The sequence below is a fragment of the Photobacterium arenosum genome (assembly GCF_014841115.1).
GTDB lineage: Bacteria > Pseudomonadota > Gammaproteobacteria > Enterobacterales > Vibrionaceae > Photobacterium > Photobacterium arenosum.
Map to the genome: position 1 here is coordinate 569,168 of NZ_JACYTP010000001.1, position 13,995 is coordinate 583,162.

A 13,995-nucleotide genomic window follows, 5' to 3' on the forward strand; every position below is an offset into this window, starting at 1 on the left:
TTAACCCCCGAGAATACTCGTTATCAGTCGGCCAGGGGCCAGATAGATGTCAAGCAACTGCGTCAGCAAGAACCAGAAGCACACGGCAAATGGCACAGACGCCACCAGCAGAACCTTAGGACGACGCTCACCCAGCAACCAGTAGCCTCCCATCAGAAAGATCACTGTCGACAACATGAAACCAATCCATTCAAGGGAAGCGGCAAAAATCAGCATCAGCAACAGCAGTTTGGTGATCAGAACAAAATCCAGTCCCCGTAAATCCAGTTTGTCATCCTGACTGCGGCTAGCCGTTACCAGTTGGCATAACGCCAGCACAATGCCAAGCCCTGCCAGAGTCAGTGGCAAAGATTTCGCATTGAAAGGCTGATATTCATCGCCGGGGAACATCTCAATTCCGCTGCCGTAGTAACCGTAAACGATGGAAAAGCACAGAAACACCAGTCCACCGATATGATCTTTCGTTATAGTCATGGTCATCCTCACCACTATCGGTTTGACCCGGCCCCAGACTCAGGCCGGTTTGTTACTACGCGCACCACCCAGTCAGGCGGTGCGCAACATGTCATGCAGACAGGATTACTTCAGGAAGCCCAGTTCACGCATCAGATCGCCGATTTCTTTTTCCTGCTGTGACAGGAAGGCAACGAACTCTTTACGAGGCTTGTAGATTTCAGTCCAGCCGTAACGGTCACGCACGGTTTTCCACTGCTCTGTGTTGTACATCTCGCCCAGTACCTCGGCAAACTCATCCGCTTTTTCATCACTGAGACCCGGTGCGGCAAAGAATCCACGCCAGTTCACGAAGGTTGCGTTATAGCCAAGCTCCTGCAGAGTCGGTACTTCCGGCGCTGAAGGAGAACGTTGATCACCTGTCATCGCCAGGATGCGGATTTCACCGGCATCTGCCAGCGTCAGGGCTTCACTCAGGCCCGTTGAAAGCAGTGTGGTTTCGCCAGACAGCAAACCGGCCATGGCTTTACCACCAGCATCATACGCGAGGTACTTCAGACGGCGCGGCTCACCACCACCGGCTTTGAACGCCAGTGCGGCAACCAGGTGATCCATGCTGCCGCGTGCAGAGCCGCCCGCCACTGTGATACTGCTGGGATCTTTTTTGTAATCGTTCACTATGTCAGTGAAGCTGGTGTATTTAGATTTAGCCGGCACCACAAATGCAGCGTAGTCACCCACAGTGGCGGCTACCGGGGTCAGATCACGGAATGACTGAGGGAAAACTTTAGACAGTGAGCGAATCACAATAGGGGTAGAGTTAACCATCAGGGTGTCTGTGGATTGCTCAGCGGTTTTAATCAGGTACGCAATGGCTTTACCGCCGCCGCCACCGGACATGTTCTCGTAAGAAATGGTGTCAACCAGATCAGATTTTTTCAATACTTCACCGGTACCGCGTGCTGTGCTGTCCCAACCGCCACCAGCACCGCCAGGTACCAGAAAGTGAATGGAATCAACTTTAGCCTGAGCACTGACACTCAATGCAGAAGCCATGATTGCAGCAAGTACGGAGACACGTTTGCGGGTAATTAACTGAGTAAGCATACCTTTTCCTCGTTATTAGATTGGGGTCCATCGCCCGACCTGATTTACCGCTATGGCTCAAACTTATTGTCTGCCTGCGGCTTCAGGTTCTGTTATTGCTTAACTACTAAGTCAAGGTATGCCACGTTCAGAAACATGAAAAGATTGTAAAAATAATGTGAATATCGGGCGTAAAATACATTAAGTTCATATTGTTCACAGCATTTCGGTGCCACTGACGGTACACTGTTTCACAGATGTTACAAAGGTAGACGGAACACCTTCTCACATGACTAAGTTGTTGTCTTTGCGTCATTTTCGACTCAAAACCCGGATGGTCTTAATCCTGGGTTTTATCGCGATCCTGCAAGCGGGAGCGCTCGGCCACTTTACTATTCGCTATCTCGACAGTGTGTTACATGAACAAATTGGCCAGCAGGCGATACGGGTAGCGAAAACCATTGCAGCCTCACCCGATGTGATTCGCGCCGTATCAGACAGAGACACCGCATTTTTGCAGCCACTGAGCCTGAAAATGGCCCAGGCCGCCCAGGCAAGATTTGTTGTTATTGGCGACAGCCAGGGCATTCGGCTTGCCCACCTCAACCCGCAGCGTATCGGCAAATCTATGTCGGATGACGACAGTGACGATAACAGCCAGGCGCTGATTAACGGCCAGGCGTATGTCGCACTGGATCAAGGCAGTATCGGCTGGTCAATGCGTGGCAAAGCCCCTATTTTCAGCACAGATGGTGCTCAGATCATCGGCATAGTTTCAGTTGGCTATTTGCTGACCGAAGTCGATGCCATTGTCAGCCGTCATCAGCTTTCCATGATTGTTGCCAGTACGCTGGCCTTTCTGTTCAGCGTGATCATGGCACTCTGGTTTGCCAATCATTTCCGCAAAGCCATTTTTGATTTGGAGCCTGAGCAGATTGGCCGGCTGTTTCATGAACGCAATGCCACGCTTGAAACCGTGCGTGAAGGCATAGTGGCCATTAATCAGCACGGTATCATCACCACCTTTAACCATGCCGCCATCAAAACATTGCAATTGCCGGCTGACGAAAAATACATTGGCCGTCATATTCATGATGTGTTACCCGACAACGGAATGCTGGATGTACTGGAAAGCGGCGAGCACCATTTTGACCAGGAAATCTGGCTGCATGACCGCAACCTGATCGCCAACCGTTTTCCCATGGTGCAGGACGGTGAAGTCACAGGGGTGGTATCCAGCTTCCGGCTGAAAAATGAAGTCGATCTGGTCAGCCGTAAACTGACCCGTATTCAGCAATATGCCGATAGCCTGCGCAGCCAGTCCCATGAGTACAATAATAAGCTGCACACCATAGCCGGTCTGATTCAGATTGGTGCGGTTGAACAGGCGCTGAAGGTAATCGGGCAGGAAACATCCAGTCATCAGAGTTTTATTCAGACCATAATGAAAGCAACCTCAGACAGCATTCTGGCCGGGTGCCTGCTCGGTAAATACAACAGGGCCAGAGAACTGAACCTGGAACTGGCCATTGACGACGACAGCCAGATGTCGGACATACCGGCCTCTCTGCCCCGCGAGCAATTAGTCAGCATACTGGGTAACTTAATAGACAATGCGCTGGAAGCAACGCTCAGGCACCATGGCTCGGGCGGTATGGTACTGCTCAGCATGAGTGACTTAGGTAAAGAGCTGATTTTCGAGGTCAATGATCAGGGACCTGGCATTGCCGAAGGGGAACAAGATAAAATTTTTACCCGTGGTTACACCACCAAGGACGTTGAAGGACACGGCATCGGACTGCATTTAGTCAAACAACTGACAGAACATCTCGGCGGCATCATTACCGTCGAACCCGCTGAACCTTCCGGCAGTCGTTTTACTGTGTACATTCCCAAATCACTGCGTCGTTCAGACAATGCAACAAAACATGGACAAGAGGAACAACAATGACAGCACCCATTACTGTCGTCATTGCAGAAGATGATCCGCAAAATGCGGAAATACAGCGCCGGTTCGTCGAAAAAACACCGGGCTTTCAGGTTGTAGGCATAGCCCATGGCCTGGATGAAGCCAGGGATTTGATTGACGTGTTCCAGCCTCAGTTACTGTTATTGGATAATCAGTTCCCGACCGGAACCGGGCTGGAACTGCTCAGGGAACTGCGTGCTGAAAGCTGCCATACCGACGTGATTCTGGTCACGGCGGCCACTGAAGTCGATACCCTGCGCACCGCGATGCGCAGCGGGATATTTGATTACATTTTAAAACCTGTGGTGTTTGAAAGACTGCAGTCGGCGTTATTCAATTTCAGCGCTCACCTGGACAAGTTGTCTGACATGCACTCACTGGTGCAAAGCGATGTCGATGGTTTGCTGCAGCCCACCTCTGCCACTGATCAGCCCGCGCCGCAAACGCCGCCAGCCACGGCCTCACGGTTGCCGAAAGGTATTGATGGCCTGACGCTGGATAAAATCCGCAGCGTATTCACCGATCCGAACATTAATCTCAACGCCGAGCAGGTGGGTCAGGAAATTGGGGCCAGCAGAACCACTGCCCGTCGATACCTTGAGTATCTGGTCAGTACCGATGAGCTGAGTGCCGAAGTCTCTTATGGCAGCGTCGGCCGGCCGGAGCGAAAGTACCGCAGTCAGCCATAGCTGCTGGCTGCGGCCAGCCCTGCCGATGACGGATATAAGCCGATCTTGACTGTGTTTAACGGCCACCCGCCAGATCGATAAAAGATCCGGTCGAATAAGACGCCTGATCCGACAATAACCAGCAGATCGCTTCTGATACTTCTTCGGCAGTGCCGCCGCGCTGCATAGGTATCGCTGATTTCAGCCGTTCAATCCGATTCGGTTCACCACCTGAGGCGTGCATGTCGGTATAAATGAAGCCGGGACGAACGCCGTTGACACGAATGCCTTCACTGGCCACTTCCAGTGACAGGCCGCGGGTCATGGTATCCATTGCCCCTTTCGAGGCTGCATAATCGACATATTCAAAGGGCGCGCCGGTGCGGGAAGCCGCCGAAGAGACATTGACAATCGAGCCGCCCTGGCCGCCTTGCGAATAAGCCATGCGCCGGATCGCTTCCCGGCAGCATAAAAAGCAACTGGTGACATTGGTGTGCATCACGGCATTGATTCGCTCTGCTGTCATGTGTAACACCGGCATCTGTTGCATCAAAATACCGGCGTTATTCACCAGTCCGGTTATCGGCCCCAGTTCATTATCCAGTGTGGCAAACAGCCGCAGCACCTCCTGTTCCTGAGACACATCCGCCTGTATAGCAATGGCGTTCACGCCATATTTACGCGCCCGATGCACAATCTGCTCTGCCGCTTCGTGCTCAGAACGATAATTCACGCAGACACTCACTCCCTGAGAGGCCAGCTGAATCGCTGTAGCCGCGCCAATTCCCCGGCTGGATCCGGTAATCAATACTACCCGCTCTTTTGGCATCTCCGATTCCTTTTCATTCCATAGTTATTGATGAGGTTCAGTGCTCAAGACCGCGGCATTCGCAAGACCGGCTGGCTGGCCTTTGCCGTAACTCACCACATTGGCCAGAGCCGTTTCAAAATACAGTGTGTAACTGTCCTGTTCGACAAACCCCAGGTGTGGCGAACATAACACGTTCGGCATGGTTAGCAGTGGCTCGTCAGCGGGTAAAGCAGGCTCTGTCTCGTAAACATCCACTGCCGCATAGCCAGGTTTCCCCCGCTCAAGGGCTGCCACCAGCGCGCCGGATTCCACCAGTTCAGCACGACTGATATTCACAAACAGTGCATCGGCTTTCATCAGTGCCAGATCGTCGGCCGTTACGCATCCGCGGGTGTGCACGTTGAGCCGTAAATGCAGCGACACAATGTCAGACTGAGCGAAAAACGCCGCTTTCGACGGCGCGGCCTGATACCCTTGCGTGACAGCCAGATCGCGGGAATGTTCACTGCCCCAGACCAGCACCTTCATATCAAACACGTCTGCGATCCGGGCAATACGCTGGCCGATTTTACCAAAGCCCCAGATCCCCAATGTTCTGCCACTCAGGCTACGGCCCAGCTGTGGCAATCCGGACTGCTGCCACTCTCCCACCTGCAGATGCTGGCAATAAGGCAGCAGTTGCCGGCTGGCCGCCATGATCAGCGCCCAGCATAATTCCGTAGGCGCGACAGGTGAGCCGACACCTTCCGCCACAGCAACCTGATGGCGAGTACAGGCGTCAAGATCCAAATGATTGCTGATCTTACCGGTCTGGCTGATCAGTTTAAGGCGGGGAAGATGGGCAAGTAAGGCGTCGTCAATGACAGTGCGTTCACGGATCAGCACCAGTACGTCTTTGTCTTTCAGTCTGTCGATAAGCTGAGACTGATCAGCAGGCGGCGATGTGTACACAGTCACATCGTATTCATTCAGAAGAGAGTAACAGGGCAAGGTACGGACAACATCCTGATAATCGTCCAGAATAGCAACCTTCATTCCTTTGCCTCCGGTGGGTAAGTGCCGATATTCAAGCACTCTTCTCATGAAAAAACAACCTGATACTCAAGACGCTGGCGGCCGGGTAATCACACAGAAAACCTGTGTTCAGTCTGATTTTTTCAAGCACTTACCGGTAATCTGTTACCGAATGTTATTCTCATCTGCTATGATTTCAGCTTCTCAGAATCAGACAAAACACCATGACCACAACTTTTACTTCAACCCGCAATCGCGCTGGAATGATAACTATCGTTCTGGCGTCATTGCTATGGCTGAATGTGTTGTCGGCTGTTGTGGTGATCAATCCGGCTTTTCATCAGGGTACTCCGAGCGGCTTGACCGGGGATAAAATCCTGATCTGTACAGTGCATGGCCTGCAATGGGTATCAGTCGCCGATCTGGTTAATCAGCATGACGGGTCGTCGCATGCACAATGGCAAAATCACTGCCCACTGCTCACGCCATTACAGCCCATCCATTACGACACCAGTTATATTCAACCGCTTATTCTGGCATCCGTTGCGATTTTTTCCGGCCTGCGCCGTATGTTCTGGCTCAGTGCTAACAACAAACTGTATGAACTGTTTGGGCCAAAACACTCTCCTCCGCCGATAAGCACATCATCACATCCCGTTTAACATTTTTGATTGCTTAATACCCATTGGAGAACACAATGAAACCATTACACGCTTTGCTGCTGGCCGCTTCTGTCTTCACCTCCGGCCTGGCAACGGCCCACGAATTCAAGTCTGGCGAGCTGCACATTGATCATCCCTGGTCTAAAGAAGTCCCGCCTATGTCTTCGGTTGCCGCCGCTTTTTTCTCAATTGATAACCACGGTGATCAGGCGGATGTCCTGTTGCGGGCGGAATCGCCCATTGCTGATAAAGTCGAACTTCATGAACATGCGCACGAAAACGGCATGATGAAGATGCGCAAAGTAGACGACATTCAGATCCCTGCCCATGACACTCAAATGCTAAAGCCCGGTGGCTACCACATTATGATGTTTAACCTGACATCAGTACCTAAGCTGGGGGATAGTTTCCCGCTGACACTTTATTTTCAGAACGCCGGTAAAGTGGAAGTGAAAGTGAAGGTAGAAAAAGCCGACTACATGATGAACACCGGACAAAACATGGATCACGGCAACATGGACCACTAAAGTTTGAACCACGACAGCATGCATTGATCTGTCATCAAACAACAAGACCGTCTACACCTCGCTGGTTTATCTGGCGGGGTGTTTTTGTTTCTGCGCCCGGACACGTTTCGGCACACACGCATAAATCATTCCAGAAGCCCGATTTGTCTCCTCTCCCAGCCAAAGTGAACAACTAAGACTAAAAAACCATCTCATCAAATAGAGTTAACTGTGCAACTTATTTCGCAAACCTGTGATCTTTGTACTAATTTGACTTTAAGCATACCTGGATGACAAGAAGTTCCTAAGCTGGGTAGCTCTTTATAGCGTTTTCAAGGATTGAGGATGGATCGGTAATGAATCAAAGCACAACGTTTTCCCTTTCATGTCTTGTACTAAGCACTTTATGTATCTCTCTCGCCAATGCCTCTGAGCACCGCGTCGGACTCCGCGCCAATTACACTTTTGCTGATGATGCCTGCGAAAGCCATAACATCAGCTGTGATGACGACGCGCCAGGCGCGGGAATTTTCTATAACTACGCCTGGACTCCGCGCTGGGAGCTGGAAGTTGCCTACGACTATTACGGCCAGTTTGATGCCACTTATCCGGCTCTGGATGACCCTTCCGTTGGCGCCGATTATGAAGGTGATGTGTTAGGGCTGTCAGCCTCTCTGGGCTATCGTTATCCGGTATCGGATGTGGTGTCTGTGGTGGGTAAAGCCGGCGTGATGGCCTGGCATGTTTCCAGCGATGGTAAAGAAATTGCCGGTACTGTATCTAACGACGAAGATGGATTCTCCCCCATAGTCGGTGTCGGCGTTGACTGGGACTTTACACCGCGCTGGCGAACCGGACTCAGCTATCAGTTTGCCAATGATGTCGGCGACGATGGTACGGCTGGTGCCGATCTCCATACCCTGATGCTGGGTATCAGCTACCGGTTTTCAGGTAATGACCCGCAACCTGTCGCAGTTGTTGAACCTGAGCCAGAACCCGCTCCGCCGCCTGCCACTCAGGAAGCCTTTACACTCCAGGTGGATGGTGCTCAGTCCAATGCGATCTTCGAATTCAATTCTGCCAAGCTTCGTCCTGATATGACTTCCGCGTTCCAACCGATGCTGAATCACCTGAATCAGTATCCGGAAGCCATGTTGCGCGTTGAAACCCATACCGACGATGTTGGCTCGGAAGACTACAACATGAAGTTGTCTGAACGCAGGGCGCAAAGTGTTGTGCAGTATTTTGAACAACAGGGTATTACCCCTGACCGTATCAGCTACGAAGCGTTTGGCGAAACCAAGCCGCTGGTCAGTAATGACACCCCGGCTAACCGTGCTATGAACCGACGCGTAGTGCTGACTTCTCCTCAGTTTACAAGGAAGGCAACCCAATGAAGAACAACATTAGCCGGTACTTAACACTATGGCTGGGTATTTTGCTCATGACGCTGACTCTGGCAGGTTGCGGCGGAGAAAGTAGCGGTCTGCCCAGCCAGAAAGACAACGACGGCAGCGCCGTAGATAAGGGCGGTAAAACCGTTCGTAATCTCGAAATCATCCCCAGCGCGAACACAGCAGAAGCTGGCAGTTCCCTTAGCTTTACCGTGAATGCCATTTACGCGAACAAAGATAAAAAAGATGTCACTCAGTACGCGCAATGTACCAGCAGCGATGAATCAGTTGCCACCGTCAGTGACAAAGGCGTGATCCAGGCCATTGCGGCAGGCGAAGCCACCATTTCCTGCAGCTATGCCGGTGTGAGTGGCGGCGGAGTTGTGATTACGGTAACAGGCGGCCATACGGTCAGCCAGTTGCAAATCACTCCCGGACAGGTGACAGCAGCCGCAGGAACACAGGTACAGTTTACCGCGCTGGCATACTATCACGATGGCAGCCGTGAAGATGTCACCAGCCAGACAATCTGGAATACGACAGATGCCAGTACCGTTGAGCTAAGCACCGACGGTATAGCCTCCGCCAAGGCACAAGGAACCGCCACTGTTACCGGGCAATTTGAAGGCGTCAGCAGTAATCAGGCGACGATAACAGTGACAGATGAGACATTGAGTTCAATTCATCTCTCACCCGCCACGGCGTCATTGGTCACTGGCACACAACAGCAGTTTACTGCCACTGGCCAGTTCTCCGATGGTTCGACACAAGACTTAACCCCTCAGGTCACCTGGGACAGCGACAATACCGCGGCGGCGACCATCTCAGCATCAGGGCTGGCGGAAGCCATTGCTGCAGGAACGGCCAACATTACCGCCAGTTTCAATGGCACAACCAGCGCTCCTGTAAATCTCACCGTTACGGATACGACAGTTAATTCAGTGCAAGTCACACCTGCTAACCTGAGTCTGGCCAAGGGCACCAGCCATGCCTATACGGCCATAGCGCATTTTAATAACAGCACCTCGCAGGATGTCAGTGCGCAAGCGACATGGAGCAGTACCGATACCGCTGTGGCGACCGTTTCCACTACGGGTGTGGTCAGTGCTCTCGCGACGGGGTCTGCCGCTATCTCTGCCAACTTTGGCGGAACAGACAGCAATAACGCGAGTCTGGAAGTGACGGCAGCAACCGTGTCGTCTATCTCAGTTGAACCAGAGACGGCCAGTATTGCTAAAGGCACCACCCAGCAATTTACCGCCACCGCCAAGTTCTCTGATGGCAGCACCCTGGATGTGACCGATCAGGTGAACTGGAAAAGCGGCGATACCAGTGTTGCGACCCTGTCTGCAACGGGTTTAGCCCACGGTCTGGGTGAAGGCAATACAGTCGTTACCGCCCATTATCAGGGGGTCAACAGTGCCGACATTCCACTCTCAGTCACGCCAGCGACCGTCAGCGCCATTGCTGTGACTCCCAACGCTCCAAGCATAGCCAATGGTACAACGCAGCAGTTCACTGCCACGGCAACCTTTTCCGATACCAGCACGCAGGATGTCACCCATCTGGTCAGTTGGGTCAGCTCGGACACGGGTGTCGCCAGCATCAATACCTCAGGTCTGGCGCAATCGCTGGCAATGGGGACGACAGAGATTACTGCTAGCTATCAGGGGCAAACCAGTCCGGGCGTGACCCTGAATGTCACCGCAGCAACGGTAACTTCACTCGCAATCACCCCGCTCAATGCGACTATCGCCAACGGCCTGACCCAGGAATTTACTGCTATTGCGAGCTTTACTAGTGGTCCAGATCAGGATGTCACTGATCTGGTGAGCTGGCAAAGTAGTGATACCAGTGTCGCGACTATCACAACAGGCGGTCTGGCACAGGGCGTATCCGTTGGGTCAGCAACCATTACTGCAAATTATGGGGGCAGTTCAGCGGACACAACCCTGACGATTGGTCCTGCTGTGCTGTCGCGGGTTCGGATAGAGTCGGATCACTCAGGCAGTCTGGCCGTTGAGTTGCTTGGTTCAGACATTTTCAATGTCTCAACCCACGCCTACTATTCTGACGGCTCCAAGGTACTGGTTGATAATAGCAGCGTGACCTATCACGTCTCCGCAGCGTCATTGCTGGCGGTCAGCACAGAGGGTGCCGTCAGATTACTGGCAGGCGTATTGTCTGATGTACTGATTACTTCCACCGCCGATATATCAGGCACCGATGTTGATAGTGAAAATGCCATCAATATCAGTTGCCTGGCAACCATACCCGGAGTGCTGTCTGTTTGCACCATCAACTCTGTCGAGAAAAGCGATTTAGAAATGTAACACCACTGCAACCATTAGCCCGCTGGCCACAGCGGGCTTTTTCTTCAACTGCACCTTCTCATCTGAATCATCAAGAGCAGCAACGGCTGCCCCACTTTTGACACTCAGGGTTTCCTGCTAATTCGTCACTTCCCGCGAAAAGCAGCCAGACCAGTGTAAATTACCACCGATAGAATTCCCCATGAGAATACATGCCCCCCTAAAGAAGCAAAAAATATATGCAACTAATTTAGCAAGATTATCATCCTTGTACTAATTTGGCTTTAAACAGCTTTGAATAAAAAAATCACCCATAAAAGTAATTATCTCAAGGATTGATGAAGTTGATTGTTCACTGATTGTCGTGAGCAGCCAGGCAAAAACAATGCTGCCAGAATCCGGAATTCTTGCTCTGCGGTGACAGTTGTATCGCGATGTCGGAGCGGATACATGCAACAGACAGCTCTCATGACATAGAGCCAAAAGTGTTGTGCAACACATTGAAAAATAGGGAAACCCCCTGAAAAAGTCAGCTACAAAGCGATTGGGGAAGCGATGTCTCTGGCCGGAAATCGTCCAGGGCGCGTGCTATGAACCCTCGTGTAGTAACTGACACTACCCACAATTACAAGGAAGGCAATCTAATGCGAAACGACATTTGCCAATACGTCAAAAAATGGCTGGGATATTTACTCATGGCACTGGTACTCGCCTTAGCCGGCTGTGGCGGTGATGAAAGCGGTACATCCGGTCAGGAAAGCAGAACGGCCAAACACAGTGTTGAAAACGGAAAAAATGATTTCAGCACATTAGCTATTATCCCCAGCGCTGATTCAGTAGAAGTAGGCCACTCACTGAGTTTTATGGTCAAAGCGACTAACAGTTCTGGTGTGGCACACGATGTCACGACTCAGGCAACCTGCGTCAGTAGCCAAACTGCAGTAGCGACAATTAGCACCAGCGGTGTTATCCAGGCAGTTGCAACGGGAGAAACATCGATATCCTGTGATGTCGGCGAGTTAAGTGCAGGAGGCATCGTAATTCGTGTGTCCGGTAAACACTCTGTCAGCCAGCTCCAAATTACACCAGGGGTGACATCGGTAGCGAAAGGGACTCACGTTCAATACACCGCATTAGCTTTCTATCATGACGGGACCCGAAAGGATGTCACTGATCAGGTCGTATGGAGCAGTAGTGCATCAGGTACCGCCAGTGTTGACAGCAACGGACTGGTTATCGCGCAAGCTGCAGGGAATACGGTAATTACCGGTGTATTTGATGGTATCACCAGCAACAGCGCTGATCTGACAGTCACCGATGCATCTTTGGTCTCCCTCGACATCACAACTTCTGGCCTTTCTCTGGCAATCGGTACAGAGCAGCAACTGACCGTTATTGGTCACTACACGGACGGAACAACGCAAAACCTGACGGCTCAGGTGGCTTGGAATAGTGATGACCTGCTTCTGGCGACAGTCTCAGATACCGGTCTGCTCATTACCCTGTTAAACGGTACAGTGACGATTTCAGCGAGCCTGGGTGACGTAACCAGTGACGGCATACTGGTTACCATTAAACCTGCAGTTATGAACGGTTTGCAAATCACCCCGGGAAACATCAACCTGCCGGAAGGCACATCACATCCTCTGACTGCCATTGCTTCTTTCTCTGATGGTACAACACAGAATGTGACGAATCTGGTGAACTGGGCCAGCAGTGATACCGCCGTCGCCAGTGTTATGCTTACTGGCTCAGTCCATGCTTTGGCAGAAGGTACTGCCGTTATTTCTGCCAACCTGCAAGGTATAGAGAGTAACCACGCCAGCGTTACTGTTTCTGCGGCAAGCGTATTATCGATCTCGGTTGATCCGCTGCTGACCACGATTGCAAACGGAACCACTCAACAGTTAAAAGCCACGGCGTTATTCTCAGATGGCAGTCTGGTCGACATCACCGCGCAGGCCAACTGGCTCAGTGGTGACACGAGCATAGCAACTGTTTCTACCGACGGTCTTGTTCAGGGGATCGCTGAAGGAAGTACTGTGATTTCAGCACACCTGCAAGGTACAGTAAGCAACGAGCACTCATTAACTGTCACTTCAGCACTCCTTACTGAGCTGAGCATTACACCAGTGACAACGAGCATTGCCAAAGGTACAGCTCAGTTATTCAATGCCATTGCGACCTTCTCTGACGGTACAACACAAGATGTCACGAACCTGGTCAGCTGGGCCAGTAGCAATACTCAGGTCGCTATCATTGATGCCAAAGGCCGTGCTCAAGCACTGTCTCAAGGGGCAACCAACATAGTGGCTCAATACCTGGCAACCCAAAGCCTCTCGGTTACTCTGACAGTAACAGCAGAAACCATGACTTCCCTGAACATCACGCCTGCGATACTCAATCTGGCAAACGGTTTGGATCAACAGTTACAAGCTGTCGCTACCTTTACTGATGGATCCACCCAGGATGTGACAGATTTGGTCAGTTGGCTCAGTAGCAACACTGCTGTTGCAACTGTCAATTCAGGCATGGTGCAAGGTATTTCTGAAGGTGCTGCGACAGTTTCAGGACGATATGAAGGCTTCGAAGGCACCGCAGATCTCAATGTAACCGCGGCTGCACTGGATCGCGTTCGGGTGGAATCTGATCACATGGGTGAGCTGGCCATTCAATTACTCGGTTCGAGTATCTTTAATGTGACTACCAACGCTTACTATACCGACGGTACCCGTATAGTTATTGATAACAGCCTGGTGACTTATCACTCAACTGAAACATCATTGCTTACGGTTAACACTGAAGGTCTAGTGACATTGAAAGCTGGTGTGCTTACCAATGAGCGCATTTCCTCAGTGGTGAATTTCTCCGGTACAATGGTCAACAGTGAAAATACTATCAATGTGAACTGTCTGGCAGCATTGCCACCTCTGGCATCGATTTGTACGATTGGCTCAATCGAGCAGCCTGCTTCAGGTCACTAAGCCTGCATGCGGCCCATTGATACTGGGCCGCATTCTTTCCCTTCATCTCCTGCCTTCAGGGCATTGCAAACTCAATTCAGAACGGCAACTGCGTTTTCTTCCAATATGAAAATTTTATGACAATGACGTCACAGGG

Annotated in this window: 11 protein-coding genes; 7 read left to right on the forward strand and 4 right to left on the reverse strand. The window is 51.5% G+C overall.

Translation table 11 applies throughout. The features are described from left to right. Entirely contained in the window at positions 1–474 is a 474-nt protein-coding gene (locus IFO68_RS02675) for a tripartite tricarboxylate transporter TctB family protein (RefSeq protein WP_192014405.1), read from the reverse strand. Between the two features lie 105 nt (positions 475–579). Further along, positions 580–1,560 carry a tripartite tricarboxylate transporter substrate binding protein gene (locus IFO68_RS02680; RefSeq protein ID WP_192014407.1) on the reverse strand — a complete coding sequence of 327 codons (981 nt, stop codon included), beginning with the start codon at positions 1,558–1,560 and terminating at the stop codon, positions 580–582. 268 nt (positions 1,561–1,828) lie between these two features. Between IFO68_RS02680 and IFO68_RS02685 the strand changes: the two genes are divergently transcribed. Further along, a complete protein-coding gene (locus tag IFO68_RS02685) occupies positions 1,829–3,490 on the forward strand; it encodes an ATP-binding protein (protein WP_225445006.1) in 1,662 nt (553 codons plus the stop codon). Further along, on the forward strand, positions 3,487–4,197 hold the full coding sequence (locus IFO68_RS02690) for a response regulator (protein WP_192014409.1): 711 nt from the start codon (positions 3,487–3,489) through the stop codon (positions 4,195–4,197). Before IFO68_RS02685 ends, IFO68_RS02690 begins: the two co-directional genes overlap by 4 nt. A 55-nt stretch (positions 4,198–4,252) precedes the next feature. Here IFO68_RS02690 and IFO68_RS02695 read toward each other — a convergent pair whose 3' ends face one another. Further along, positions 4,253–5,005, reverse strand: coding sequence for an SDR family oxidoreductase (locus IFO68_RS02695; protein ID WP_192014411.1), 753 nt, complete (start codon positions 5,003–5,005; stop codon positions 4,253–4,255). A 24-nt stretch (positions 5,006–5,029) separates the two neighbouring features. Continuing rightward, the gene (locus IFO68_RS02700) at positions 5,030–6,022 is read right to left on the reverse strand and encodes a D-2-hydroxyacid dehydrogenase family protein (protein ID WP_192014413.1); all 993 of its coding nucleotides are present in this window, start codon (positions 6,020–6,022) and stop codon (positions 5,030–5,032) included. 242 nt (positions 6,023–6,264) lie between these two features. Here IFO68_RS02700 and IFO68_RS02705 point away from each other — a divergent pair, with 242 nt between their 5' ends. The 5 genes from IFO68_RS02705 (at position 6,265) to IFO68_RS02725 (ending at position 13,859) form a co-directional block, all read left to right on the forward strand. Next, on the forward strand, positions 6,265–6,663 hold the full coding sequence (locus IFO68_RS02705; protein ID WP_192014415.1) for a hypothetical protein: 399 nt from the start codon (positions 6,265–6,267) through the stop codon (positions 6,661–6,663). A 35-nt stretch (positions 6,664–6,698) separates the two neighbouring features. Then, a complete protein-coding gene (locus IFO68_RS02710) occupies positions 6,699–7,190 on the forward strand; it encodes a copper chaperone PCu(A)C (protein ID WP_192014417.1) in 492 nt (163 codons plus the stop codon). A gap of 335 nt (positions 7,191–7,525) precedes the next feature. After that, positions 7,526–8,566 carry an OmpA family protein gene (locus IFO68_RS02715; protein ID WP_192014419.1) on the forward strand — a complete coding sequence of 347 codons (1,041 nt, stop codon included), beginning with the start codon at positions 7,526–7,528 and terminating at the stop codon, positions 8,564–8,566. Continuing rightward, positions 8,563–10,896 carry an Ig-like domain-containing protein gene (locus tag IFO68_RS02720; RefSeq protein WP_192014421.1) on the forward strand — a complete coding sequence of 778 codons (2,334 nt, stop codon included), beginning with the start codon at positions 8,563–8,565 and terminating at the stop codon, positions 10,894–10,896. The genes IFO68_RS02715 and IFO68_RS02720 overlap by 4 nt, the downstream gene beginning before the upstream one ends. 623 nt (positions 10,897–11,519) lie before the next feature. Further along, on the forward strand, positions 11,520–13,859 hold the full coding sequence (locus IFO68_RS02725) for an Ig-like domain-containing protein (RefSeq protein ID WP_192014423.1): 2,340 nt from the start codon (positions 11,520–11,522) through the stop codon (positions 13,857–13,859). The last annotated feature ends 136 nt before the right edge of the window (positions 13,860–13,995 follow it).